The following is a 23322-nucleotide window of genomic DNA, read 5'->3' on the forward strand; positions in this document are numbered from 1 at the left end:
CGCTGGTGGCATCGAAAATCAACAGCATGCACTCTGCACGTTGAGGGGAAAATTTTCATGCCCAGAGGAACGAAGCAGACCAGAGAGGAGTGCCTGGCTGCGCTCAGGCGGCTCTCGGAGATTCTTGGGGGGTCGCGGCCGACGGCAGCCGACCTGAGAGGAAAGGCTGGCAGGGAGGCGGGCTGCCCGCGGGAGCACGTGTACTACAGGCTCTTCGGTTCCCTCGAGGCCGCCGTGGAGGCCGCCGGGCTGAGCGATTTGCCCACGGCGAAGCAGAAGCGCCTGAGCGAAGCCCGCGCCGAAGTTCGCAGGCTCTTCGAGGAGGCCTTGGCTGGGAGGAAATTCCTCCTGGAGGGGGAGGCGGTGGCGCTCGTCAGGGATCTCTCTGGGTGCGGCCTCCCGCCGGACGCCAGGAAAGCCCTGCTCCGGGAGGTTTGCCGGGAGAAGGGCGTGCGCCTGGTGTCCCTTCCAGCCAGCGCGGCGCTCCACGCGGTGGCTTCCTGGCTGGCAGGCCAGCCGTGCCGTGGCAGGCTCCCGGAGAGGGAGGCGGTCAGGGCCGCCCTGGGGGAGGAGGCGGCGCGGCTCCTGGAGCTGGCGCTCGAGCTGGGAAGCCTCGCGGCGGCGGCCCGCGCGGCGGGGTGCGAGGTGAACGAAGCGAGCAAAATGGTAATAACTTCCTCAAGGGGAGCGGTTAGGAGGCTTACGGGCAGGGTTCTCGTACGGAGGCAATAAACTTTATGAAAAAAACCTCCGGTAGAAGGAGGGGGCGGATGTGAACAGGGAAAGGCTGGAGACAATGGGCTGGCGGGTCGAGCACACGGGCGGGGGCGTGTTCAACGCCCACAAGGACTTCGCCGCGAGGACGGGGGAAATTATCGGCGTGACGGTCGGGGCGGACTGCGCGGCGGCCCACCGCTCGGGCGGCAGGTTCCTCCGGGCGGCGGAGCTCGGCCCGCAGGCCGAACCGGACGAGGAGGTCCTGCTGCTCACCCCGGGCGGCCCGACCCCGGAGGGGCTCGAGATCCTCGGGGAGGAGGCCCTGCGGGAGGCGGCGGAGGCACTCGAGCTGGTGGAACGGCTCTGACCGACGGTCCGCCCGCACGGCGGGGAGGACGGTGAGGCGCGGGGAGTGCCGAAAGGCGGCACTCCCCGCTTCCTTTTTTCCGGAGGTGGTCAGCCGTGCGGTCGGAAGCGAAAGCCGTCCTCCCGGATCTGCCGGAGTTCCTCACCGTCGGGGAGGTGGCGGCGCTGCTGCGCCTCGGGCGCTCCACGGCCTACGAATTGATCCGCCGTGGCGAGATACCCTCGTTCAGGGTGGGCAGGCACATCAGGATCCCGAGGCGCGAACTGGAGAGGCTCGCGGCAGGAAAAGGGACCGGGCGGGACAAATAACTACCCTGATCCCGCCCGGTCCCTCTCTCCGGGAGGGAAGGGAAGTGCGAGGGCACATACGGAAGAGGAGTAGGAACTCGTGGACGGTGGTTGTGGAGCTACCGAGGGACCCGGTCACAGGCAAGAGGCGGCAGAAGTGGGTCACGGTCAGGGGAACGAAGAGGGACGCGGAGAGGGAGCTGGCCCGGCTGGTGAGCGAGATAGAGTCGGGGACTTATGCCGAACCCGCCAGGATGACCTTCGCCGACCTGGCCCGAAAGTGGATGGAGGTTCACGTCTCGGTGAACCTCCGCGAGAACACCAGGGAGAACTACGGGATCCTCCTCCGCAGGCACATCTTGCCGGAGATAGGACACCTCAGGCTCTCTGAACTGAAGCCCCTGCACTTGCAGGTGCTATCCGCCAAGAAGGCGAGGGAAGGCTACTCTCCCCAGTATGTCCGCAGTATCGTCTCCCTGGCCAAAGAAGTGCTGGAGTTCGGGGTACAGATGCAGGTTATACCGAGGAACCCGGCCGAGGGCGTCAGGCTGCCGAAGGACAAGGCCGGGGAAAAGTCGACGTGGTCGCCCGAGGAGGTGCGGAGGTTCCTGGAGGTGGCCGAGAGGGAGTGCCCCAGGCTCTACGCCCTCTTCTTCACGGCCGTGACCACCGGAATGAGGCGGGAGGAGCTTTTCGGGCTGAGGTGGCAGGATGTGGACCTGGGGGAGGGCGTGGCCTTCGTGCGGCAGACGCTCGTGGTCATCAACGGGAGGCTCAAGTTCGACGAACCCAAGACGGAGAAGTCCAGGAGGGCCGTGGCCCTGTCCCCCAGGACGGTCGAGGTGCTCAGGAGGCACAGGGCGCTGCAGCTCCGGGAGAAGTTGAAGTTGGGTCCCGCCTACCAGGATCACGGGCTGGTCTTCTGCGCGAGGAACGGTAGGCCGCTGAGGCCCGATAACGTGGCGGGGAGGCTCTTCAGGTCCCTCATCAGGAAGGCCGGCGTGTCCCGGATACGCTTCCACGACCTGCGGCACACGCACGCGACCCTGATGCTGGAGGCCGGAGAGCACCCGAAGATAACCGCCGCCCGCCTCGGGCACGCGGACACCAGGACGCTGCTGGAGACGTACACCCACGCGGTGCCGAGGGTGCAGAAAGAGGCGGCCAAGAACGTGGACCTGCTGCTGTTCAGCGGGGACTCCGGCGCGGGGGAAGAGGCCCCGGGCGGGGGCCGGAAGGCCCGTTAGCAAAACGTTAGCAAAAAGGCTTTCCGAACCGAAGTAGCGGCCCGGAAAGCCTTGATTTTCCTGGTGGAGGCAAGGGGACTCGAACCCCCGACCTCTAGAGTGCGATTCTAGCGCTCTCCCAGCTGAGCTATGCCCCCACAGCAAAATAAATTATACCATGCGGGGGCCGCCGATACAAGGGGGGCGGAAAAGCGGCGCTTCAGGAAACTTTCTGCATGGCCTCTTGCTTTTGCTTCTTGGCATTTTGTTCTTCCGCGTAATCGGCAGAAATGAGGTAGAGGTTTACCCAGAGCTCGTGCTCGTTACTTTTACCGTTTAGTTCCCGGGCCAGCTCCTTAAACCTCTTTTCCACCCTATCTTTAAATGCCGAAAATTCCACCAAAATGTCTATCACTTCCCGGTGCGTGTATGAGGTACCTTCCCGCAGCATCTTCACCAAGGCTTCACCCCTCCCTGCCGTGCTGACCTAATTATACCTGCCGGGGAAAAATATGTTAAGGGGAGGATGGTGTCTAATTGTGGGATAAATAAGGGCTCCCGTTACGCAGGAGCCCTCTCAAAGTAATCACGGCTTGTCCTCAGGCGTTAGGCAATGTGCCCGTATAGTTGGGTGAATATATGCCCTGTTCCGTCACGCTTCCCCGGTACTGGCCCATCTGCCCGTACTGCGCGGCGCCGAATTGTTGCTGGCCCCCCCACTCCTGGGCAAACTGGCCTGCGGTGCCGTACCCGTAGCCGGTGAAGGGCTGGGTTCCCCAGGTAGGCTGGTACTGGGCGCTGAACTGGCCGGGTACCGTGTACTGTGCGGTCGTCGGCTGGTAGGCCTGGGCGTAGCCCATGCCGTACTGTCCGGCCCATCCCGCCTGCATCTGCCCGAACTGGCCCTGCTGGGCCTGGAGCTGGAAGCTAATCTGCTGGGCGGTGCTGCTGAGGGCATTTAAATCTTGCTGCATCTGATTGGCTATGAAGCTGATGCGCTGCAGTTGCTGGGCGGTGTTCGCCTCCCTTTGCTGGAGCTGCTGCAGCTGGAAGGAGTGGTTTTGCTCGGCCTGCGAGAGCTGGCTGCAAAGCTGCGAGATGGAGCTTGCGCTGTCTCTCAGCCTCTGGATTTGTTGCTGCATTTGCATGAAGCGGTGCATGTCTGTTCCCCCCTTGATTTTTTTCAGCCTTAGTATGTTTTGGCTTCCGCTCCATTATGAATGGAAAATGTTTCTTTACTTTATCATACGGGCATTATTTAGGAAGGCCAGGCCCTGGGGAGACAGCATTACCCCCTTGAGATTCCCGGATACGGCAAGGGTGTAGAGCCCGTGGTGCAGAAAGACGGCGGGCACGTCCTCGCCGATTATCTGGAGGACATAGCCGTAAATTCGCGCGCGTACTTCTTCGTCTACGGCCTGCTGGGCCGTGACCAGCAGGGTATCCACCCGGGTATTGCTGTAGCGGGTGGTGTTGAACCCGGTGGCCACCTGTTCGGAGGAAAAGAGGGGGTAAAGGAAGTTGTCGGGGTCACCGTTGTCGCTGGTCCAGCCGAAGATAAAGGCGTCACCTTCCTGGCGTGCCAGGGCTTTTTTAAACTCCTCCCAGGGGTAAACCCTGACCGTGCAGTTAAAACCGGCCCTCCGCAGTTGCTCGGCTATGAGGCCGGCCAGCTTTTCACCGCCCGCAGGGTTGTAAGGGCGCGGCTCGGCATAGGCCAGGAGGGTGATGTTAATCTCCCTGGTATAGCCGGCGGCGGCCAGCTCCCGGCGTGCCTTTTCCGGCGAGGGCTCCGGAGGCTCCGGAGTTTGCTCGAAGCCCAGCACTCCCGGAGGCAGGGGCCCCTTGGCGGCAACGGTCATGTCTGGGAAAAGCCTTTCGGCTATCTCCCGGGGGTTGCAGGTCAGGAGCGCCGCCCGGCGCACGTTTTTGGAACGAAAAGGTCCCTTGTGCGTATAAAACCCCAGGTAGCTGACGTTAAGGCCCGGGCCCTGCAGGATTTGAAAGCCTTTATCCTCCAGGGCGGAGAAGTCACCGGGGAGTATCCCGGCTGCCAAGTGTGCGCGGCGGGACAGGAGCATTTGCGCGCGTGCCTGGGGCTCGGCCACCGCGCGGAAGGTGATCCGGGAAATGCCGGGCTTTTCTCCCCAGTAGTGGGGGTTGGCCTTCACCGTGATTTCTCCCGGCGACCACTTTTCCAGCATAAAAGGTCCCGTCCCCGAGGGGAGCCGCCAGAAATTTTCCCCGCCCTTCATAGCCGCCTGGGGGCTGACAAGGGAGGCGGCGGGCATGGCCAGGTTGTACAGGAACGGCGCGTACGGGTACTTGAGGTTGAAGCGCACGGTGAGCCGGTCAACCGTCTCTACGGAGCGCACCGCCCCGTAGATGAAGACCGCATACGGGGAGCGCGTTCTGCCCTCCATGGCCCTCTCCACGTTGAACTTCACCGCTTCGGCATCAAGCGGCGTACCGTCGTGGAAAAATACCCCCGGGCGGAGGTAAAAAGTCCACTGCAGGCCGTCTGCAGAAACCTCCCAGCGGGTGGACAGGCAGGGCTCCGCCTTAAGGGGGCTGCCGGGTGCCAGCCGCACGAGCCCTTCATAGAGGCAGCTCAAAACCTGGGCGGCGGGTATGCCGCTGGCGTTGGCCGGGTCCAGGGCCGGTGGCTCTTCGGGGAGCAGAAAAACAATGCTCCTTGCGCTTTCTAGAACAGGAAGGCGGAGGTTTGGGGGAAGCGGTGGCAGCCCCTTGAGGTAGAAAAGGCCGAGGCAGGACAAGAGGGCTCCCCAGAAAAGAAATCGCCTCACATGAAAGACCTCCCGGCAGGATAAGATGCAGCAAGCAATAAGTATATTACTACCAGAATAACTATAATCCTCCAGTTATGATAGATAATAGATAAAGGTTTACGCCGCAGAAGGTGGAAAATGAAAATAAAAATAAAACTTCCGGGGAGAGCATTTTATGGGCGCCAGATTTGGTCCGGCTGGAAACCCCCCTTCCTTTTACGCCCGAGGCTTTAAATCTTCCCTGGAAATGCCCGGGTGGCTGAAGGAGCTGGGCTTAACCGCCTATGAGTACCAGTGCGTGCGGGGGGTCAATATTGGAGAGCAGGCGGCAGTTAGGCTGGGGGAGGTGGCGCGGAGGTACGATATTGCCTTGAGCATTCACGCCCCGTACTACATAACCCTGGGCACCGACGATCCGGCCTTAAAGGAAAAAACCAAGATGCACCTCTTAAAGTCCATGCAGGCCGCCCGCTGGATGGGAGCCAGGGTGGTGGTCTTCCACCCCGGTACGGGGGTGGGGAGGGACAGGAAAGAGGTACTTTCCCGGGCAAAGAAGCTCCTCAAGGAGGTGCTGGCGGAAGCAGGGGAAATGGGACTTGGGGATGTCCGGCTGGCGCCGGAAACGGCCGGCAAACCGGCACAGCTGGGGACCCTGGAGGAGATTTTGGAGCTGTGCGCTTTGGATGCGCAGGTGGTGCCGGCGGTGGATTTTGCCCACCTGCACGCTGCCGGGGGTGGCTGCCTGAAGGAGGTTGATGACTTTGCCCGTGTGCTCGACAGGGTAGAGGAGTGCCTGGGGCGCCGGGCGGTGGAGGAGCTGCACGTTCACTTCAGCCCCATTGAGTATACCGCAAAGGGGGAAAAGAGGCACCGCACCCTGGAGGAAGGGCTCTACGGGCCCGACTTCAGCCTGCTGGCCGGGCTGCTGGTGGAAAGAGATCTGAGCCCTACGGTGATATGCGAGTCTTACGACCGCCAGGTGGAGGATGCGCTGGCCTACCGGGACCTCTACCTGAAGATAAAGAGTTCCCGCGAGGGCTAGCAGAAGCGGGGGCAGCTTTGTGCTACCCCCGCAGCGCGGCTAGTGAGTTTCCACGTCCTGGCCCCCAAACTGGCGGAGGACGGTGGCGGCGTCGTTGGCCTTGTGATCGTCGCACCGCACGGAAACCAGGATGTTGCCCTGCTTTACCTTTTCCTCAAAGTAACGGCCCCGCTCGGCAGGGATGCCCCAGTCAATTAATCCCCCGGCTATGCCGCCGGTGGCCGCTCCCGAGAGGAGCCCGGCAAGGGGACCTGCGGCGACAATGGGGCCGATACCCGGAATGGCCAGGGCTCCCGCGCCGGCAATCAGCCCGGCCAGCCCTCCCAGCACTCCTCCCGTGGCGGTGCCGTCGGTAACGGGGTCGGTGCCCATTGTCGGGCCCGCCGCCGTGCGGCCTCCCTGGCGGGCCACGTCTTCTCTGGCCACAATGGAGATCTCGCGGTCGAAGCCTCTTGCGCGCAGTTCTGCCACGGCCCTTTCTGCGGATTCCTTGCTGTTGAAGGTGGAGAGCACGGTTTTGGCCATTAAAATACCTCCCGTATGTTTTTTGGTCATTCGCTTTTAGCATCCCACGTGCGGCGGGTTTTATGCCCCAAAAAACGGCCTGGCGCAAAGAGAGTATTGTTTTTCCGGCGCTTTTGATATAATATAACTTGTTGTTTCAGGGTTGATTTAACTTTTGGGTAAGAGGGGGAAACAAACGTCATGCTGCCGACCCCGCGGAAGTATTTCCTCACCGCTGCCAGCGCCGAAGGAAACGACCCGTTAACGGCCTTTGACAACGCCCTTTTAGCCGGGGGCATTGGTAACGTTAACCTCATCCGGGTAAGCAGCATCCTGCCGCCTGGAGCAGAGTTTATCGAGGGGCTGATCATTCCCCCGGGATCGCTGGTGCCCACTGCTTACGGTTATATAATTAGCGACGTTCCCGGCGAGCTTATTGCCGCCGCCGTGGGAGTGGGCCTTTCCGAGAACACCTTTGGGGTCATCATGGAATTTGCCGGGAGGTGCTCCCGCCGGGAAGCAGAGGCGCGCATCGAGGCCATGCTGCGCGACGCCTTTGCTTCCCGGGGAATGAAGCTGGTGGACATGAAGATAGCCGCCACCGAGCACCGCGTGGTAAAAATCGGCTGTTCCCTGGCTGCCGTTCCTCTCTGGTACTGAATGGTGGAGGTTGGCGGAGATGAATTGCTGGTTCACGGAACTGCAAACTCCCGACTTAAAGATCAGCTGCCGGGTCAAAAAAATCCTCCACGAGGAGAAGACCCCTTTCCAGCACCTGGCGGTTTACGATACGGTCCAGTTTGGCCGGATGCTCACCTTAGACGACGTGATCCAGACGACGGTGAAGGATGAGTTTGTTTACCACGAGATGATCACCCACGTGGCCCTGAACACCCACCCCCACCCGCGGCGGGTGCTGGTGATCGGGGGCGGGGATGGTGGTTCCATCAGGGAGGTCCTCAAGCACGGCTCCGTGGAGGAAGCGGTGCTGGTGGAAATCGATGAAAGGGTTATTGCCGTGGCCAGGGAGTACCTTCCGGAAATAAGCTTTGCCCTTGACGACCCGCGGGTAAAAGTGGTGATAGACGACGGCATCAAGCACGTGGGGGAGAAAAAGGGCTTTTACGACGTCATTATTGTGGACTCCACCGACCCGGTGGGCCCGGCCATCGGCCTTTTCGGCAAGGAATTTTACCAGAGCGTGTACGACGCCTTGACGGAAGACGGCCTTTTTGTGGCGCAGACCGAATCGCCTTTCTTTAATGCCGAGCTCATCTCCCGCATCACTAGGGACATCCGCGACATCTTCCCCATTGCCAAGGTCTTTTTGGCCTGTATACCTACCTACCCGGGTGGCCTGTGGTGCTTCACGATGGGCTCTAAAAAGCACGACCCGGAAAAGGTGGAGGTGGAAAAGCTGCCAGACCTGCAGACGAGGTACTACAGTCCCTCCATCCACAAGGCTTCTTTCATCCTGCCTCCCTTTGTGCAGGAACTGGTGCGGGAAGAGGGCGGTCAGGGGAGTGGCGGCGGGCGGTAGCCATGGGGTACGCTCTCCGGCGCGTGGAGGCCATCCTCGCCAGAAACGGCACCTTTATGGGCAGCGCTGCCGATTACCGGCAGGCCTCGCTGGTCCTTTTGGGTGTCCCCCTTGATGCTACGGCCAGCTACCGCCCGGGTGCCAGGTTTGCCCCCGCCAGGATAAGGCAGGTAAGCGAGGCGCTGGAGGAGTACAGCCCGGTACTGGACAGGGAGCTGGCCGAGTGCCCCTTTTACGATGCCGGGGATGTACTCCTGCCACTTGGGAATCTGGAGGAGAGCCTGGCCCGCACGGAAGCGGTGGTAAGCGGGGTGCTGGCCGACGGCAAGTTCCCCCTTATTATAGGCGGGGACCACCTGGTGACCCTGCCGGCGGTGAAGGCCGTGTTTCGCCGTTACCCCGGCCTGGCGGTGGTGCAGCTGGACGCCCACGCCGACCTGCGAGACGAGTACCTGGGGCAGAAGCTTTCCCACGCCACCGTCGTCCGCCGCGTGGTGGAGGTGGTGGGGGGGCAAAATGTTTTCCAGCTGGGCATCCGCTCGGTTACCAGGGAAGAGCTTCTTTTTGCCCGGAGCAACACGCGCCTCCTGGCGGAAGAAATTTTCCCCTTAATTGACCGGCTGGAAGGGGAGCTTAAAGGGAGGCCGATTTACCTGACGGTAGACATTGACGTGCTTGACCCGGCCTTTGCCCCGGGAACGGGTACGCCGGAGCCCGGGGGCCGCACGCCCGGCGAGCTGTTTGCCGCCCTCTACCGGCTGGCGGGCTTGGAAGTGGTGGGCATGGACCTGGTGGAGGTGTGCCCCCCGTACGACCACGCCGAAATAACCTCTCTCCTGGCGGCAAAGGTGGTGCGGGAAGCCGTTTTGAGCTTTGCGGCCCCAAAAAAATAGAGGGACTCTCATTGACAAGTGGAGATAGATTTTGTATACTTAGAGTTGTCAGCGGAGCTGTGGTGTAGTGGTTTAACACACCGGCCTGTCAAGCCGGAGATCGCGGGTTCGAGTCCCGTCAGCTCCGCCAGGTTTACTGTGCCACGGTAGCTCAGGTGGTAGAGCAGAGGACTGAAAATCCTCGTGTCGGCGGTTCGACTCCGTCCCGTGGCACCACGTTACCTAAAAAGCGTATATGTGCTCGCAATAAGGTGAAGGTGCGGAAGTGGCTCAGTGGTAGAGCATCGCCTTGCCAAGGCGAGGGTCGCGGGTTCGAATCCCGTCTTCCGCTCCATTTTTATATGGCGACATAGCCAAGTGGCCAAGGCGGCGGTCTGCAAAACCGCTATTCCCCGGTTCGAATCCGGGTGTCGCCTCCAGGAAAACCAGAAACGGCAGGGAGTTTAAGACTGGCACTCCCTGCCGTTTCGTTTCTCCGGGGGGTTTTGATAACAGGATGCTAACAAGTGGGAGGGCGGCGCTTCACTACTGCAGCAAGCCGTCTCCATCCGGAGAAATGGGCAACTTGGGCGACACGTGGTGCCTGGAGCCAGTGAGAGGTTACGCGTCCGGCTCCTTTTTTGTTTTCGCCGGAGGAGATAAATACTTATCGGCCGCCAGGCGGCCTTTTAGCCGGCCCGCATATGCGGGCGGCCCTTGGTGTTCCCGGAGGTGTTGCCGGTGGTGGTGTGGCCCGGGATATTGCTGCGATATGTTCCGCCCACTTATAGGCAAACAAAAAATACTTGTCTTAGTGACGGGAGGTATGGTATATCTATCTCCAGGGAAAAGTGATAGCCATCACCATCACAATCCGCAGCTAATTTACAAAATATGTCATAAAGAATTTATGAGTTTTTTGGGCCGTCCAGAAGGAGGTTTCGTTTTTCTGTCGAATATGAATCTACGGGTTCCAAAACAGGGAGCGGCAGAGGGCTTTGAGGAAGGGGGAGGGGCGGGGAAGAAAAGGTACACAGTATTTTTTATTGTAGGTATTTAATTTTGCGGGGAATAGTGCGGTTTATCACATAATTTTTGAACGGGAAGGGGAAGGGATATGAATTATATTGGGCATGGCGGCAAGGAGATTGTGGAAAGGATAATGCCCAGGGAGCAGGCCGTGGAGGCCATCAAGGGCCTGACCGAGGTGACCATCCGGGGCCAGATTGCCCGTGAGGTCATCGACATTGCTTACGGCTTCTTTACCCCCCTTGAAGGCTTTATGACCCGCGCGGACGTGGAAGGCGTCTGCAATGAAATGAAGCTGGCCAACGGCGTGCTCTGGCCCATCCCTATCGTCTTTGATATTTCCGATGAGGAAATAAAAGAGAAGAACATTAAAGAAGGCGACAAGCTGCTCCTGAAGTACCAGGATAAGCCCATGGCCATCTTAGAAGTAGAGGAGATCTTCACCTATGACAAGAAAGAGATGGCCAAGAAGGTTTACGGCACCGACGAAGAAAAGCACCCCGGCGTTGCCAGGACTTATAACTACAAGGACAAGTTTATAGGCGGCAAGGTAACTTTAGTTAACGAGCCGGTTATGAACCCTCCCTTTGACCAGTTCTTCTTCACCCCGAAGCAGCTTCGCCAGAAGTTTGCCGAAAAGGGCTGGCAAAGGATTGTTGCCCACCAGACCAGGAACGTCCCTCACACCGGTCACGAGTGGCTCATGAAAGGAGCCTGGTTGTCCGCACACGGCGAGCTCCCCGTGGAGAAGACCGTTACCGGCATTCTGGTCAATGCCATCATCGGCGAAAAGCGCAAGGGCGACTACATTGACGAGGCCATCGTGCTCTGCCACGACGTGCTGCGCAAGGCAGGGTACTTCCGCGAGGACGTCCATATGACCTCCATTGCCCTGTGGGACATGCGCTACGCCGGGCCTAAAGAGGCCGTCTTTCACGCCATCCTGCGGACCAACCTGGGTCTGACCCACCACATGTTTGGCCGCGACCACGCAGGCGTGGGCACCTATTACGACCCCTACGACGCCCACCGCATCTTTGACCGCATCCCGGAGGGCGCCCTGAACATCAAGCCGGTGCGTGTTCTGGAGTGGTGGTACTGCCCAGTCTGCGGCGAGGTTACCTACTCCGGCCTGTGCGGCCACAAGGACAAGGCTCAGGGTTTCAGCGGCACTTTGATCAGGAGCATCATCCAGGACGGTGTGAAGCCTCCTCGCCTGATCTTCAGGCCCGAAGTTTTCGACCTGATCATGGAGTGCGCGGAAAAGTACGGTTTCGGCTCGCCCTTCGTCACCGACCGCTACCTGAAGGAGCGGCAGGATATCTTTACCTTACCGGATCTGAAGTAACGAGGGCAGGGAGGAGGTGGCAAGATGTCCATTACCATTAACATCTGGATTAACGAGGAGAGGTACGAGAAGCTGCAAAAAGCAGGGCTGGCCAATATGGCGCAGGAAGTGCTGGCCGGCTTGAAAGTCATAAAAGTCCCAGTTACCGAGGAGCAGAAGGACAAAATCTTAAAGGTCTTCCCCACGGCCAAATATGACTCTGCTACCACCAAGAGCATCGAGCTTCTCCCCCGGGAGGTCAAGGATAAAATTTTCGATATGGTCATTGAGAAGCAAAGCCTGGAGATCATGGATGAATTCCTGAAGAGCTACTAGATGGAATAAAGGTTTACCTTGCACCGGGAGGTGGGGAAAGGGAAGGAGGAGGTAGGGCTTCCTTTTCTGCGTGCCGCCTGAGAATGCAAGCCTAATATCAAGTCAAGGAGGTTGGATTTATGCCGAGTTATGTCCTTGCCGAGAAGTGCGACGGCTGCAAGGGGCAAGATAAGACGGCCTGCATGTACATTTGCCCCAACGACCTGATGGTCCTGGACAAGGAGAGGATGAAGGCTTACAACCGTGACCCGCAGATGTGCTGGGAGTGTGCGTGCTGCGTGAAGATCTGCCCGCAGCAGGCCATGGACCTGAGGGGGTATGCGGACTTCATGCCGCTGGGCGCCAGCACCATCCCGCTGCGCGGCTCGCAGGACATCATGTGGACCGTGAAGTTCCGCAACGGCACCATTAAGCGCTTCAAGTTCCCCATCCGCACCACGCCGGAAGGCTCCATCGTGCCCGATGCCGGCTTTGAAACCGGGACGGATGATCTGAAGAGCCCGTTGCTCTTCACGGAACCTGCTTCCATTGGCCGTGAGCTGGCCACCCTCAAGAGGTAGCGGGGAAAATTTTAAGGAAGAGGAGGTTGGGCACATGCCGAATTTTGAAACCGTAGTGGTCGATACCGATTTATTGATTGTCGGCGGCGGTATGTCTGCGTGCGGCGCCGCCGTGGAGGCCGCCTACTGGGCCAACAAGCACGGCCTGCGGGTCACCGTGGTGGATAAGGCGGCCATGGACCGCAGCGGCGCGGTGGCGCAGGGTCTCTCGGCCATCAACCAGTACCTCGGCTACGCCGAAGGCGAAAATACTCCCGAGGATTACGTCCGCTACGTCCGCCAGGACCTGATGGGCGTTTCGCGGGACGACCTGGTATACAGCATTGCCCGCCACGTGGACTCCACCGTGCACCTGTTTGAGAAGTGGGGCCTTCCCATCTGGCGCGACGAGAACGGCAAAGTGGTGCGTTCCGGCCGCTGGCAGATCATGATCAGCGGTGAGTCCTACAAGATCATTGTGGCCGAGGCGGCCAAGAACGCCATGAAGACCCTGGGCGAGAAGGGCCAGATCTTCGAGCGGGTCTTCATCGTGGAGCCCCTGGTCAAAGACAACCGCATCGTGGGTGCCGTGGGCTTCTCCGTGCGGGAGAACAAGTTCTACGTCTTCAAAGCTAAGGCCGTCCTGGTAGGCATGGGCGGTGCGGTGCACGTCTTCCGTCCGCGCTCTACTGGCGAAGGTTTGGGCCGTTCCTGGTACCCGCCCTTCAACACCGGTTCCTCCGCCTACTTCACCATCCGTGCCGGCGCCGAGATGACCTGCCAGGAGGTACGCTTCATCCCCGTACGCTTCAAGGACGCCTACGGCCCGGTTGGCGCGTGGTTCCTGCTCTTCCAGTCCGAGGCCAAGAACGCCTTTGGCGAGAACTACATGGTTACCCGCGTCGACGAGCTGAAGAAGTGGGCGCCCTACGGCCTCACCAAGCCCATCCCGGCCAACCTGCGCAACCACCTGGGCCTCCTGGACGAGCGCGAGGGCAAGGGTCCCATCTACATGCACACCGAAGAGGCCATTGCCCGCCTGGTCGAAAAGTATCCTGACGAGAAGGTCCGCAAGAAGAAGCTCAAGGAGCTGGAATCCGAAGCTTGGGAAGACTTCCTCGACATGACCATTGCCCAGGCCCTCCTGTGGGCTTCCCAGAACATCTTCCCCGAGGAGAAGCCTTCGGAGATTGCCGCCTGCGAGCCTTACTTCATCGGTTCGCACTCCGGTGCGTCCGGTGCATGGGTCAGCGGTCCCGAGGACCTTGCTCCGGCGGAGTACTTCTGGGGCTACGGCCATATGTCCACCGTGAAGGGTCTCTTCTGCGCTGGCGACGCTTCCGGCGCCTGCCCGCACAAGTTCTCCTCCGGCTCCTTCACCGAGGGCCGCATTGCCGCCAAGGAAGCCATCCGCTTCATCGTGGAGAACAACGAGGAGCCGCAGGTGGACATGGCGGAAGTGGAGGCCCTGAAGGAAAGGATCCTCAAGCCGCTGGACATCTTCGAACAGTACAAGAACATGACCACCGACCCGAACGTGAACCCGAACTACATCCGTCCGAAGCAGTATATGTTCCGCCTCCAGAAGATCATGGACGAGTATGCCGGTGGCGTCTCCAAGTCTTTCACCACCAACAAACAGCTGCTTGAGCGCGGCCTGGAGCTGCTGACCATGCTCAAGGAGGACTCCGAGAAGCTGGCCGCTGAGGACCTGCACGAGCTCATGCGGTGCTGGGAGAACGTGCACCGCACCTGGCAGGCCGAGGCCCACATCCGGAGCGTCCTCTTCCGCGAAGAGACCCGTTGGCCCGGTTACTACATCCGCGCGGACTTCCCGAACATGGACGAAGAAAACTGGAAGTGCTTCGTCAACTGCCGCTGGGACCGCAACACCGGCCAGTGGGAAGTCTTCAAGCGGCCGATCATCACCATTATCGACTGAGCAACTGGCGCAATAAAATAGGGCAAGAGCCGTGGCTCTTCGCGGCCACGGCTCGCCCTTATTTTAATCGACTTATTACCAACACTTATCCAGTACATTAAAAAATAAATTTAGTGATGGTGAGGTAAAAATGGGAAATAAAAGCATTCTCGTGGTTGGAGGAGGCATAAGCGGCTTAACGGCAGCCGTAGAGGCGGCAGAGGTAGGGTACGAGGTGTACATTGTGGAAAAGAACCCCTACCTGGGAGGAAGGGTGGCGCAGCTCAACCAGTACTTCCCGAAGCTCTGCCCCCCAAACTGCGGCCTGGAGATCAACTTCCGGCGCATTAAAAATAATCCCAAAATTCACTTCTTTACCCAGGCCGAGGTTACGGGGGTTTCCGGTCAAGAAGGGGACCTGGAGGTGCGGGTGAAGATCAACCCCCGCTATGTAAACGAGAACTGTACGGCCTGCGGCAAGTGCGTGGAGGTTTGCCCGGCAGAAAGGGAGAACGACTTCAACTACGGGCTGGACAAAACAAAGGCCATATACCTGCCGCACATTTTTGCTTTCCCCTTGAAGTACGTCATTGATTCCCGCGCGTGCCGCGGCAAGGAATGCGGGAAGTGCCTGGAAGCCTGTGCCTACGGCGCCATCGACCTGGACATGCAGCCCAAGGAGATGGCTTTAAAGGTCGGCTCAATTGTCTGGGCTACCGGCTGGAACCCGTACGACGCCAGCAAGATAAGCTATTACGGGTTCGGGCGTTACAAGAACGTCATCACCAACGTCATGATGGAGCGCCTGGCCTCCATTAACGGGCCTACGGGCGGGAGGATCGTCCGCCCCTCCGACGGGAAGCCGGTGGAAAAGGTGGCCTTTGTGCAGTGCGCCGGTTCCCGCGACGAAAACCACCTCCCCTACTGTTCGGGCATATGCTGCCTGGCCTCCTTGAAACAGGCCACCTACGTGCTGGAGCAAAATCCTGCCGCGCAGGCCTACATTTTCTTCATTGACATACGGGCCCTCGGCAAGTACGAGGACTTTTACGCCAGGGTAAAAGACAACCCCAACCTGCACCTCATTAAGGGCAAAGCCGGGGAGATTACTGAAGATCCGGAGACAAAGGACCTCATCGTGGTGGCGGAAGACCAGGTAACGCAGAAGCTCATGAAAGAGCGCTTCGACATGGTGGTGCTGGCTACCGGCATGGTGCCGGCAACGCGGGAGGCCAGGCCGCCGGTGGAGATGGCTTTTGACGGCAACGGCTTTGTGGTGGGCGGCGCAAACGGTGTTTACGGTGCGGGTTGTGTGCATAGGCCCATGGACGTAGCTTCCTGCGTGCAGGATGCCACGGCAGCCGCTCTCAAAGCTATTCAATCGACGTTAGGGAGGTAATGGGAGTGGATAAAAAGTTAGCCGTTTATATATGCACCGGTTGCGGAATAGGCGAGGCTCTAGATGTAGAGGCCCTGGCCAAGGTGGCCACCGGCGAGTACAAGGTTCCAGTCTGCCGCACCCACCCCTTCCTTTGCGGCGCGGAAGGCGTGGCCATGATCAAGCAGGACATGGAGGCCGAAGGGGTCAACGCCCTGGTCATTGCCGCCTGCTCCATGCGGGTAAATTACGACGTGTTTAACTTTGAGGGCGCCGTGGTGGAAAGGGTGAACCTGCGCGAGCAGGGCATCTGGAGCCATCCCGCCAACGATGAAGATACCCAGATGCTGGCGGAAGACAGCCTGCGCATGGGTATCGTCAAAGCGCGCCACATGGCCCTCCCGGAGCCCTTCCAGGTGGAAGATCTCTCCCGCACCGTCCTGGTGGTGGGTGGTGGCCTGGCGGGGCTGACTGCCGCCCTTGATGCCGCCAGGGCCGGCTATAAAACCGTGCTCGTGGAGAAGAGTGAGGTGCTGGGCGGCTGGGTGTCCAGGCTTTACAGGCAGGTGGGGGTAAACCCACCGTACAGCGAGCTGGAAGAGACGGACATTGCCCGGAGGGTAAAGGAAGTCGAGGAAAACCCCCTCATTACCGTTTATAAAGGGGCGCAAATCGAAAAAATTTCCGGGGCGCCCGGCATGTTTGAGGCCACCATTAACCACGGCGGCACCCAGGTAACGGAGAGGGTGGGGGCCATTGTGCTGGCCACAGGGGCCGTGGCCTATGACGCCACAAAGCTGGCCCACCTGGGGTTTGGCCAGTACGCAAACGTGATTACCGGCGAGATGCTCGAGGAAATGGCCGCCAAGGGCTCCATTACCCGCCCGTCCGACGGCGGGCCGGTGAACAGCGTGGCCTTCATTCTCTGCGCCGGCTCAAGGGATAAGGAACACCTGCCCTACTGCTCCACCATTTGCTGTACCGAATCCTTGAAGCAGGCCCTCTACATCAAGGAGAAGAACCCCGAGGCCAAGGTTTACATTTTCTATAAGGACATGCGCGCCGCGGGCAACTACGAGTTCCTCTACCAGCGGGTGCAGAAGGAAGGCGTGCTCTTCTTCCGGGGCGAAGTGGTAAGCATAGAGGAAGACGAGGGCAAGAACCTGTTTGTGGAATTTGACGACGTGCTGGTAGGGGAGAAAATCCGCACGGAAGCCGTCGACCTGGTGGTGCTGGCCACCGGTATGGTCCCCACCACGGCCATCGGGGAGCGCATGACCATCAAGGCCGAGACCGACGAGAAGGGCGCCCAGGCCGAGGCCCCTGCCGAGGAGATCATCCGCTCCAACATCCTGAACCTGGAATACAGGCAAGGGCCGGAGGTGCCCACCTTAAAGTACGGCTTTGCCGACTCGCACTTCATCTGCTTCCCCTACGAGACGAGGCGTACGGGGATTTACGCCGCCGGCAGCGTGCGCGCCCCCATGGACATTCCCACCACCATTGTGGATGCCACCGGGGCCGCCTTAAAGGCCATCCAGTGCATAGAACTGACGGCCAAGGGATCGGCGGTTCACCCGCGGGTTTGGGACCTCTCCTACCCTGAGTTCTTCATGCAGCGGTGCACGCAGTGCAAGCGCTGCACGGTGGAGTGTCCCTTTGGGGCCATCAACGAGGACGAGAAGGCCAACCCGCTGCCCAACCCCACGCGCTGCCGCCGCTGCGGCACCTGCATGGGGGCCTGCCCGGAGAGGATCATCTCCTTCAAGAATTACTCCGTGCCCATGATCGGCGACATGGTGAAGGCCATCGAGGTACCGGAGGAGGAAGAAGAGAAGCCGCGGATTGTCGTTTTTGCCTGCGAGAACGACGCCTATCCGGCCTTGGATATGGCTGGCCTGAACCGCCTGACGCTGAGCCCGTGGATCCGGGTGATCCCGGTGAGGTGCCTTGGTTCGCTGAACCTTATCTGGATTGCCGACGCCCTCTCCAAGGGCATTGACGGCATATTGCTCCTGGGGTGCAAGCACGGCGAAGACTACCAGTGCCACTTCATCAAGGGTAGCGAGCTGGCCAGCTACCGCCTCTCCAAGATCTCGGAAACCTTGAACCGCCTGGCGCTGGAGTCGGACAGGGTGCGCATGGAGCAGGTAAGCATCATGGACTACGACCGCATCCCCAAGATCATCGAGGACTTTGCCAGCAGGCTGGAGGAGATCGGGCCCAACCCGTACAAAGGATTTTAATGCTGCAAGCTGCCCGTCCTGCGTGGCCGCATCCGGTCACGCAGGACGGCTTAAAATGATGAGCAAAGGGGTCGAAGAGCCTTGGAGAGCAAAGAGATATCCTTAGAGATGAGGGAATACCTCATTTCCGCAGGCGCGCAGACCCTGGACTGGTGCATGCAGTGCGGGCTTTGCTCTGCCCTGTGCCCCTGGAGGCAGGTGCCCGGCCATATCAGCGAGAGCTTTTACATCCGCCGCATGCAGCGCCTGGGGCAGCTGGGCCTGGAAGGCTTTGATGCCGAAGAGGTGCTTTTTGCCTGCACCACCTGCGGCATGTGCCAGGTAAACTGCCCCCGGCAGGTCAAGATCATTGAAAACGTGCGCTCCATGCGCAGCACCACGGTGGAGGCAGGCTTTGTGCCCGGGACCCTGCGCTCGGTCATCGGCAGCCTGCACGCCAACGGTAACCCCTGGTCGGGACCGCGCGAAAAGAGAATGGACTGGCAGAAGGGCCTTGACGTGCCGGCGTTCACCCCCGAAACGGAATACTTTCTTTTCGTTTGCTGCACCTCCTGTTACGACCCGCGCAGTCAAAGGATTGCCCGCAGCGTGGTGGAAGTGCTGAAAAGAGCAGGGGTCAGCTTCGGGGTGATAGGGACGGAGGAAAGCTGCTGCGGCGAAACGGTAAGGAAGATTGGCGACGAGGAGCTCTTTAAAAAGCTGGCCGAATCCAACATCGAGCTCTTCCGGAGCAGGGGAGTAAGGAAGATCCTCACCACCTCGCCCCACTGCCTTTACACCTTTAAGTACGAGTACCCCGAACTGGGCGGGGAGTTTGAGGTAATGCACTACACCCAACTGCTGGCGGAGCTTGCCAGGGAAGGCAGGCTGGCCTTTGACGGTGCGGCAGGGCGAAGGGTGGCCTACCACGACCCGTGCTACCTTGGTCGGCACAACGGCGTCTTTGAGGCGCCGCGGCTGTTGCTCCAGTCCCTCCCGGGCGTGGAGCTGGTGGAGCTCAGCCGCTCCCGGGAAAGGAGCCTCTGCTGCGCGGGCGGCGGCGGCAGGCTGTGGGCCGAGGTGCCGCGGGGGGAAAGGTTTGGCGAGCTGAGGGTCCTGGATGCGGAAGACAAAGGGGCAGATACTCTGGTGACGGCCTGCCCTTATTGCATCATCATGCTGGAGGCCGACTGCCTGGCCCTGGAGAAAAACGAAAAGCTTAAGGTGATGGAAATATCGGAGTTGCTTATTCAATCATTGAGGGAGTGAGCCTGCATTGATAAGCGTTAACCCTCATTTTGCGGAAAAGCTCAAGAAGTTTGGGGCCAAGACCTCCTACGACTGCTTTGGCTGCGGGACCTGCACGGCGGTTTGCCCGCTGACCTCCGACGAAAACCAGTTCCCGCGCCGTTTCATCCGTTACATCCAGCTCGGCATGGAGGACAAGATCAAGCACTCCCTGGAGCCCTGGCTCTGCTATTACTGCGGTGACTGCCAGAAGAATTGCCCCCGCCAGGCCAACCCGGGCGAGCTGATGATGGCCCTGCGCCGCTACCTTACGTCTGTATACGACTGGACCGGCCTCTCCCGCAGGCTCTATACTTCCATGGCCTGGAAAATCGTCTCGGTGGCCCTCCTCTTCTTCGGCACGCTGGCCGTCGTTTACGGCTTCAGCGGCGAAATGGTCACCGACAGGGTGGAGCTGGAAACGTTTGCCCCCGCCCATATTGTGCACCCGGTGGGCTACGTTTTCGGCGCCGTGCTGGCCTTTCTCCTGCTGTCAAACGTCTACCGCATGTACAGGTTTGTGCTCGGCCCTTATGCAGGCGCCATTCCACTGCCGGTATACCTGCAGGAGCTGGGCACCCTTATCGTGCACTTTGCCACACAGGCCAGGATGCGCCTGTGCACCGATAAGTCGCGCTGGCTGAAGCACTTCCTGCTCATGAGCGGCTACTTTGTGGCCTTTATGCTGGTAAACATCGACATTGTTACCAGGTGGTCCCTCACCAACGAGCCGCCCATGTGGTGGCATCCCGGCAAGCTCCTCTGGAGCTACGCCTCCATTGCTATGCTTTACGCCACCACCGACGCCATCATCGGGCGCCTGCGCAAAAAGGACCCCATTCACCAATACTCCCACTCCACCGACTGGATGTTCCTTATCCTGCTCTGGTGTACGGTCTTTACCGGGCTGCTCATGCGCATTTTCATGGAGCTCGGCCTGCCCCTGCCGACGTACCACACCTTTGCCCTCCACCTGGCCTTCACGGTACCCCTGCTGGGCCTGGAGGTGCCCTTTACCAAGTGGTCCCACCTGGCCTACCGTCCCTTTGCCCTGTACTTCCTGCGCTTGAAGGAGCGGGCGCTGGAGCTCCAGCGACCCGAGGGTACGGCAGTAGGGGTACAGGGGGCGCAAGGCTAGGGCCCCTGTCGGCGGGTTCGCGTGCAAGAAAAATACCCGGGAGCCAGTTGCCCTCCCGGGTATTTTTCTTTGTGTGTGCCCCTTACTTGTTTTCGCCGCCGGCGCCGCCGACCCTGGCGCCCCTCAGCTCGGCGTTGGCCAGGTAGGAGCCGATGGTTACCAGGATGCCCAGGATGATATCATTCCACATGGCGTTGACAACGTTTGAATAGCCCAGCACGAAGGGGGCAATGATCAACCAAATGCCGAAAATGATTCCCAGCCAGCCGTACCTGTTCACCGCAAGATCACCTCCTGTTTTAAGGGGTGGAAACTTTCAACACTAGTATAACCAGGAGGGTGAAACCTTAAACGTAAGTTTTTGCAAGCTGCGGGGTAAAAACCATTATATGGAGGATTTAGTTAATTCAGGTTGTATTATATTTTTTAAGCCAATGCTTAGCTGGGGGGTTGATTCACTTGCTGAAGCATTACTGCGACCTGCTGGAGGAGCTCAGTTCCCTGGAGAAGAGCGTCATCTCCGAGCTGACCATTGAGGAAATTACCAGGTACGTGGAGCTGCGCCGGCGGCGGGAGGAGCTGGCCGGCTCGCTGCGCGATTTGATTACCGATGCCTTGCTTCAACTCCAGGACCTGGCGGAGAGGATAGGAGAGGAACTGCTCGAGCTGCCCGAGATGATGGAAAACGTCCGGCAGGAGGGCGAGGCCTTTTTGCACAGGCTGGCGGGGGTGATCGGCGCGCTGCAAACCGATATGGAGAGGATCCTGGCCGACTGCCGGCAGCTGCGCTACGAGCTCCTCTGGGGTGGTGCGAACGGTGCGTGCGAAGTTGCCCGGGAGGAGCAGGGAGAAGCCCTGGAGGAGGCGGCCTGCGCCCGCGAGGTTGAGGGGGACGAGAGGGAAAAGCAGGAGAAGCCCGGCGGCACGGTAATTTCCCCCGAAACCATCAAAAAGCTGGAGAACGCCATGCGCCCGAAAGTAACCATGGAGCTTGAGCCAAGCCTGACGGTCATGCACATTGAACATAAGCCGAAGCTGCAAAAACCGCAAAAAACAGGCAACCGCCGTTGAGCTCACGGCGGTTGCTCTCATTATTACTTGTTATCCGAAGGAAAATTTTCCACAGGTCTGAGGAGCGTGACCTTGTTTTTGCGCCCTGCCCTTTTGGGCTGCACCTCTTCCTCCGTTACCTCCAGGTAAAAGACTTTATCCGGGTAGCAAAGCACGGTTACTATGCCCCGCTCCGGTTCGGTCAGCCAGATGCCTTTGAATTCCAGCATTTCGCCCAGGTTGTCCACGTTGACGCGGCGGGGGCCTTCGAGCACTTCCAGTTCCCATCCCTGGATGCTTACCACCACGGTCCTGTGGGGCCTGGTTTCCATGCGGCAGGACCTCCTTCCCGAATAAAAAGCGTTGACCGGCAGGCAAAAATTTAAAGCCCCCACCATCCCGTGGGGACCGGCGCTTTTGCGGCCTTAAAACTGCATGTGCTGCAGGCGCCTTACCCGCTCCGCTATGGGCGGGTGCGTGCTGAAGAGACTGGCCAGGAACTCCCCAGAAAGGGGATTGACGATAAAGAGGTGTGAGGTTGCCGGGTTGACCTGCATGGGTATGTGCTGGGCAGCCCTTTCCAGTTTCAAAAGCGCGCTGGCCAGGCCGTGGGGGCTTCCCGCCAGGCGCGCGCCCGTAGCGTCGGCCTGGAACTCCCGCGTGCGGGAAATGGCCAGCTGGATGAGGGTGGCCGCCAGGGGAGCGAGAATGATCATCAGCAGGGTGCCTATTAAGCCCAGCGGGTTTTGTCCTTCTTCCTCGTCCCTGTTTGCCCCGAAAAGGAGGCCCCACTGTAGGGCGTTGGCAACCATGGTGATGGCCCCTGCCAAGGCGGCGGCCAGGGTGGCTACCAGCACGTCGCGGTTTTTAATGTGCGCAATCTCGTGGGCCAGCACACCTTCTATTTCCGTGCGGTTGAGAAGCTGCAGTAGGCCGTCCGTTACGGCCACGGCGGCGTTGGCCGGGTTGCGTCCGGTGGCAAATGCGTTGGGCTGCGGGGAGGGGGTGCGGTACACCCGCGGCATGGGGATACCGGCCCGCTGGGAAAGCCAGCGGATTATGGCATAAAGCTCGGGGGCCTCGTGCTCCGCTAAGGGCTGTGAGCCGGTCATGGCTATAGCTATCTTGTCGCTGTAGTAATAGCCGAAGAAGTTCATGGCCAGGGCGATGAGGAAGAAGATAAGTGCCCCCTGCGTTCCCCCGATCCAGTTGCCGATCAAGACCAGCAAGGCCGTCAGCAGACCCATTAAAAGCCACGCCTTGAGGTTGTTCATGGCTCTTGGGGCGAACCTCCTTAATAATTAGTTTTTTGTCGCCTTCTCAAGCATAATTATACCGGGTTGCGTTTTCCAGCACAAGCTGGTTCTGCCCCCGTTTCGTCCCGAGCTCCTGTTCGCTTGCAGGGCCTTTGGCCGTGTAAAATTTCAGTAGGCGCCAGAAAGGAATAAGCCCCTTGAAAAAGAAATGAGACCTCGCTCCCAAAAAACCACCAAAACTCAAGCTAAAGGAGTGTGAGGTCTCATGTTAGACATTCGCCACATAGTGGGTGCAGTCCTTCTTTTTGTCACTGGTCTGATTAAGTTAATCAGTGAGAGCAAGGATTTTTATGAGCTTGAGAGAGGCATTCACGAACTTTGCCAGAAGGTGTGCAACCAAATTCTTACCTGGGCCCTGGAACAAATGGATGAGCGTCTGATGCGCGAACGTGACCGGAGTACCTGGGAGGTAGTTGGTTTTCGAGTAAAGAC

Annotated in this window: 24 protein-coding genes, 5 tRNA genes and 1 pseudogene; 22 read left to right on the forward strand and 8 right to left on the reverse strand. The window is 59.6% G+C overall.

The window, feature by feature from the left end; all coding sequences use genetic code 11:
• Nucleotides 1-57: 57 nt before the first annotated feature.
• The 4 genes from G454_RS0111115 (at nucleotide 58) to G454_RS18830 (ending at nucleotide 2618) form a co-directional block, all read left to right on the forward strand.
• A complete protein-coding gene (locus G454_RS0111115) occupies nucleotides 58-732 on the forward strand; it encodes a homing endonuclease associated repeat-containing protein (protein ID WP_027718219.1) in 675 nt (224 codons plus the stop codon).
• Nucleotides 733-772: 40 nt separating this feature from the next.
• On the forward strand, nucleotides 773-1084 hold the full coding sequence (locus tag G454_RS0111120) for a hypothetical protein (RefSeq protein ID WP_027718688.1): 312 nt from the start codon (nucleotides 773-775) through the stop codon (nucleotides 1082-1084).
• Between the two features lie 95 nt (nucleotides 1085-1179).
• Nucleotides 1180-1392 (forward strand): helix-turn-helix domain-containing protein, encoded by a 213-nt coding sequence (locus G454_RS0111125; RefSeq protein WP_051276272.1) that lies wholly within the window; start codon nucleotides 1180-1182, stop codon nucleotides 1390-1392.
• 92 nt (nucleotides 1393-1484) lie between these two features.
• A complete protein-coding gene (locus G454_RS18830; protein ID WP_156896739.1) occupies nucleotides 1485-2618 on the forward strand; it encodes a tyrosine-type recombinase/integrase in 1134 nt (377 codons plus the stop codon).
• A gap of 61 nt (nucleotides 2619-2679) precedes the next feature.
• On the opposite strand, the gene G454_RS0111135 is transcribed toward G454_RS18830, so the two are convergent.
• From G454_RS0111135 to G454_RS18840, 4 genes are all read right to left on the reverse strand, one after another.
• Nucleotides 2680-2755 (reverse strand) — tRNA-Ala (locus G454_RS0111135).
• Between the two features lie 62 nt (nucleotides 2756-2817).
• Nucleotides 2818-3048: a hypothetical protein gene (locus tag G454_RS0111140; protein WP_245574386.1), complete on the reverse strand. Its 231-nt coding sequence runs from the start codon at nucleotides 3046-3048 to the stop codon at nucleotides 2818-2820.
• Nucleotides 3049-3196: 148 nt separating this feature from the next.
• Nucleotides 3197-3757 carry a hypothetical protein gene (locus G454_RS20445; protein ID WP_027718691.1) on the reverse strand — a complete coding sequence of 187 codons (561 nt, stop codon included), beginning with the start codon at nucleotides 3755-3757 and terminating at the stop codon, nucleotides 3197-3199.
• Nucleotides 3758-3832: 75 nt separating this feature from the next.
• Entirely contained in the window at nucleotides 3833-5404 is a 1572-nt protein-coding gene (locus G454_RS18840; RefSeq protein WP_035107659.1) for an ABC transporter substrate-binding protein, read from the reverse strand.
• 229 nt (nucleotides 5405-5633) lie between these two features.
• Here G454_RS18840 and G454_RS0111155 point away from each other — a divergent pair, with 229 nt between their 5' ends.
• Complete coding sequence (locus G454_RS0111155) at nucleotides 5634-6428, forward strand: TIM barrel protein (RefSeq protein ID WP_245574384.1); 795 nt, start codon at nucleotides 5634-5636, stop codon at nucleotides 6426-6428.
• 39 nt (nucleotides 6429-6467) lie between these two features.
• Here the strand turns inward: G454_RS0111155 and G454_RS0111160 are convergent, their stop codons facing one another.
• Nucleotides 6468-6953 (reverse strand): hypothetical protein, encoded by a 486-nt coding sequence (locus G454_RS0111160; RefSeq protein ID WP_027718693.1) that lies wholly within the window; start codon nucleotides 6951-6953, stop codon nucleotides 6468-6470.
• 180 nt (nucleotides 6954-7133) lie between these two features.
• Between G454_RS0111160 and G454_RS0111165 the strand changes: the two genes are divergently transcribed.
• The 15 genes from G454_RS0111165 to G454_RS18845 all read left to right on the forward strand — a co-directional run bounded on the left by G454_RS0111165 (nucleotide 7134) and on the right by G454_RS18845 (nucleotide 20524).
• Entirely contained in the window at nucleotides 7134-7592 is a 459-nt protein-coding gene (locus G454_RS0111165) for a pyruvoyl-dependent arginine decarboxylase (RefSeq protein WP_027718694.1), read from the forward strand.
• Nucleotides 7593-7611: 19 nt separating this feature from the next.
• Nucleotides 7612-8472, forward strand: a complete 861-nt coding sequence (gene speE, locus G454_RS0111170; protein WP_027718695.1) for a polyamine aminopropyltransferase — start codon at nucleotides 7612-7614, stop codon at nucleotides 8470-8472.
• Between the two features lie 2 nt (nucleotides 8473-8474).
• Nucleotides 8475-9365 (forward strand): agmatinase, encoded by an 891-nt coding sequence (speB, locus tag G454_RS0111175; protein ID WP_035107662.1) that lies wholly within the window; start codon nucleotides 8475-8477, stop codon nucleotides 9363-9365.
• A 53-nt stretch (nucleotides 9366-9418) separates the two neighbouring features.
• Nucleotides 9419-9495 (forward strand) — tRNA-Asp (locus tag G454_RS0111180).
• Nucleotides 9496-9505: 10 nt separating this feature from the next.
• Nucleotides 9506-9581 (forward strand) — tRNA-Phe (locus G454_RS0111185).
• A 43-nt stretch (nucleotides 9582-9624) separates the two neighbouring features.
• Nucleotides 9625-9699 (forward strand) — tRNA-Gly (locus G454_RS0111190).
• A gap of 9 nt (nucleotides 9700-9708) precedes the next feature.
• Nucleotides 9709-9784, forward strand: a tRNA-Cys gene (locus G454_RS0111195).
• Nucleotides 9785-10461: 677 nt separating this feature from the next.
• A complete protein-coding gene (sat, locus tag G454_RS0111200; protein ID WP_027718697.1) occupies nucleotides 10462-11721 on the forward strand; it encodes a sulfate adenylyltransferase in 1260 nt (419 codons plus the stop codon).
• A 24-nt stretch (nucleotides 11722-11745) separates the two neighbouring features.
• Nucleotides 11746-12036 (forward strand): DUF6955 family protein, encoded by a 291-nt coding sequence (locus tag G454_RS0111205; protein WP_027718698.1) that lies wholly within the window; start codon nucleotides 11746-11748, stop codon nucleotides 12034-12036.
• A gap of 119 nt (nucleotides 12037-12155) precedes the next feature.
• Nucleotides 12156-12596: an adenylyl-sulfate reductase subunit beta gene (gene aprB / locus G454_RS0111210; RefSeq protein WP_027718699.1), complete on the forward strand. Its 441-nt coding sequence runs from the start codon at nucleotides 12156-12158 to the stop codon at nucleotides 12594-12596.
• A 34-nt stretch (nucleotides 12597-12630) separates the two neighbouring features.
• Nucleotides 12631-14517 (forward strand): adenylyl-sulfate reductase subunit alpha, encoded by a 1887-nt coding sequence (gene aprA, locus G454_RS0111215; protein WP_027718700.1) that lies wholly within the window; start codon nucleotides 12631-12633, stop codon nucleotides 14515-14517.
• A gap of 130 nt (nucleotides 14518-14647) precedes the next feature.
• Complete coding sequence (locus tag G454_RS0111220; RefSeq protein ID WP_027718701.1) at nucleotides 14648-15895, forward strand: CoB--CoM heterodisulfide reductase iron-sulfur subunit A family protein; 1248 nt, start codon at nucleotides 14648-14650, stop codon at nucleotides 15893-15895.
• Nucleotides 15895-18120, forward strand: a complete 2226-nt coding sequence (locus G454_RS0111225; RefSeq protein ID WP_245574385.1) for an FAD-dependent oxidoreductase — start codon at nucleotides 15895-15897, stop codon at nucleotides 18118-18120. The genes G454_RS0111220 and G454_RS0111225 overlap by 1 nt, the downstream gene beginning before the upstream one ends.
• A gap of 81 nt (nucleotides 18121-18201) precedes the next feature.
• Nucleotides 18202-19368, forward strand: a complete 1167-nt coding sequence (locus G454_RS0111230) for a (Fe-S)-binding protein (RefSeq protein WP_027718703.1) — start codon at nucleotides 18202-18204, stop codon at nucleotides 19366-19368.
• 7 nt (nucleotides 19369-19375) lie between these two features.
• Nucleotides 19376-20524 (forward strand): 4Fe-4S dicluster domain-containing protein, encoded by a 1149-nt coding sequence (locus G454_RS18845; RefSeq protein ID WP_051276276.1) that lies wholly within the window; start codon nucleotides 19376-19378, stop codon nucleotides 20522-20524.
• 82 nt (nucleotides 20525-20606) lie between these two features.
• Here the strand turns inward: G454_RS18845 and G454_RS0111240 are convergent, their stop codons facing one another.
• Nucleotides 20607-20804, reverse strand: a complete 198-nt coding sequence (locus G454_RS0111240) for an SPW repeat protein (RefSeq protein ID WP_027718704.1) — start codon at nucleotides 20802-20804, stop codon at nucleotides 20607-20609.
• A 179-nt stretch (nucleotides 20805-20983) separates the two neighbouring features.
• On the opposite strand from G454_RS0111240, the gene G454_RS0111245 reads away from it, so the two are divergent.
• Nucleotides 20984-21595: a hypothetical protein gene (locus G454_RS0111245; RefSeq protein ID WP_027718705.1), complete on the forward strand. Its 612-nt coding sequence runs from the start codon at nucleotides 20984-20986 to the stop codon at nucleotides 21593-21595.
• A 23-nt stretch (nucleotides 21596-21618) separates the two neighbouring features.
• Here G454_RS0111245 and G454_RS0111250 read toward each other — a convergent pair whose 3' ends face one another.
• Together G454_RS0111250 and G454_RS0111255 are read right to left on the reverse strand one after the other, a co-directional pair.
• On the reverse strand, nucleotides 21619-21906 hold the full coding sequence (locus G454_RS0111250) for a hypothetical protein (protein WP_027718706.1): 288 nt from the start codon (nucleotides 21904-21906) through the stop codon (nucleotides 21619-21621).
• 93 nt (nucleotides 21907-21999) lie between these two features.
• Nucleotides 22000-22848 carry a zinc metalloprotease HtpX gene (locus G454_RS0111255; RefSeq protein WP_027718707.1) on the reverse strand — a complete coding sequence of 283 codons (849 nt, stop codon included), beginning with the start codon at nucleotides 22846-22848 and terminating at the stop codon, nucleotides 22000-22002.
• 247 nt (nucleotides 22849-23095) lie between these two features.
• Between G454_RS0111255 and G454_RS18850 the strand changes: the two are divergent.
• Nucleotides 23096-23322, forward strand: a pseudogene (locus tag G454_RS18850) (ISLre2 family transposase); the annotation flags it as partial.

Origin of the sequence: Desulfovirgula thermocuniculi DSM 16036, from assembly GCF_000429345.1 — a bacterium.
Lineage (GTDB): Bacteria > Bacillota > Desulfotomaculia > Desulfotomaculales > Desulfovirgulaceae > Desulfovirgula > Desulfovirgula thermocuniculi.

What these genes read in the sequence shown, in the direction of transcription:
- G454_RS0111115 (WP_027718219.1), top strand. Translation starts at nt 58, where the DNA reads ATGCCCAGAGGAACGAAGCAGACCAGAGAGGAGTGCCTGGCTGCGCTC.
- G454_RS0111140 (WP_245574386.1), bottom strand. Translation starts at nt 3,048, where the DNA reads ATGCTGCGGGAAGGTACCTCATACACGCACCGGGAAGTGATAGACATT.
- G454_RS20445 (WP_027718691.1), bottom strand. Translation starts at nt 3,757, where the DNA reads ATGCACCGCTTCATGCAAATGCAGCAACAAATCCAGAGGCTGAGAGAC.
- G454_RS0111155 (WP_245574384.1), top strand. Translation starts at nt 5,634, where the DNA reads ATGCCCGGGTGGCTGAAGGAGCTGGGCTTAACCGCCTATGAGTACCAG.
- G454_RS0111160 (WP_027718693.1), bottom strand. Translation starts at nt 6,953, where the DNA reads ATGGCCAAAACCGTGCTCTCCACCTTCAACAGCAAGGAATCCGCAGAA.
- G454_RS0111165 (WP_027718694.1), top strand. Translation starts at nt 7,134, where the DNA reads ATGCTGCCGACCCCGCGGAAGTATTTCCTCACCGCTGCCAGCGCCGAA.
- speE (WP_027718695.1), top strand. Translation starts at nt 7,612, where the DNA reads ATGAATTGCTGGTTCACGGAACTGCAAACTCCCGACTTAAAGATCAGC.
- speB (WP_035107662.1), top strand. Translation starts at nt 8,475, where the DNA reads ATGGGGTACGCTCTCCGGCGCGTGGAGGCCATCCTCGCCAGAAACGGC.
- sat (WP_027718697.1), top strand. Translation starts at nt 10,462, where the DNA reads ATGAATTATATTGGGCATGGCGGCAAGGAGATTGTGGAAAGGATAATG.
- G454_RS0111205 (WP_027718698.1), top strand. Translation starts at nt 11,746, where the DNA reads ATGTCCATTACCATTAACATCTGGATTAACGAGGAGAGGTACGAGAAG.
- aprB (WP_027718699.1), top strand. Translation starts at nt 12,156, where the DNA reads ATGCCGAGTTATGTCCTTGCCGAGAAGTGCGACGGCTGCAAGGGGCAA.
- aprA (WP_027718700.1), top strand. Translation starts at nt 12,631, where the DNA reads ATGCCGAATTTTGAAACCGTAGTGGTCGATACCGATTTATTGATTGTC.
- G454_RS0111220 (WP_027718701.1), top strand. Translation starts at nt 14,648, where the DNA reads ATGGGAAATAAAAGCATTCTCGTGGTTGGAGGAGGCATAAGCGGCTTA.
- G454_RS0111225 (WP_245574385.1), top strand. Translation starts at nt 15,895, where the DNA reads ATGGGAGTGGATAAAAAGTTAGCCGTTTATATATGCACCGGTTGCGGA.
- G454_RS0111250 (WP_027718706.1), bottom strand. Translation starts at nt 21,906, where the DNA reads ATGGAAACCAGGCCCCACAGGACCGTGGTGGTAAGCATCCAGGGATGG.
- G454_RS0111255 (WP_027718707.1), bottom strand. Translation starts at nt 22,848, where the DNA reads ATGAACAACCTCAAGGCGTGGCTTTTAATGGGTCTGCTGACGGCCTTG.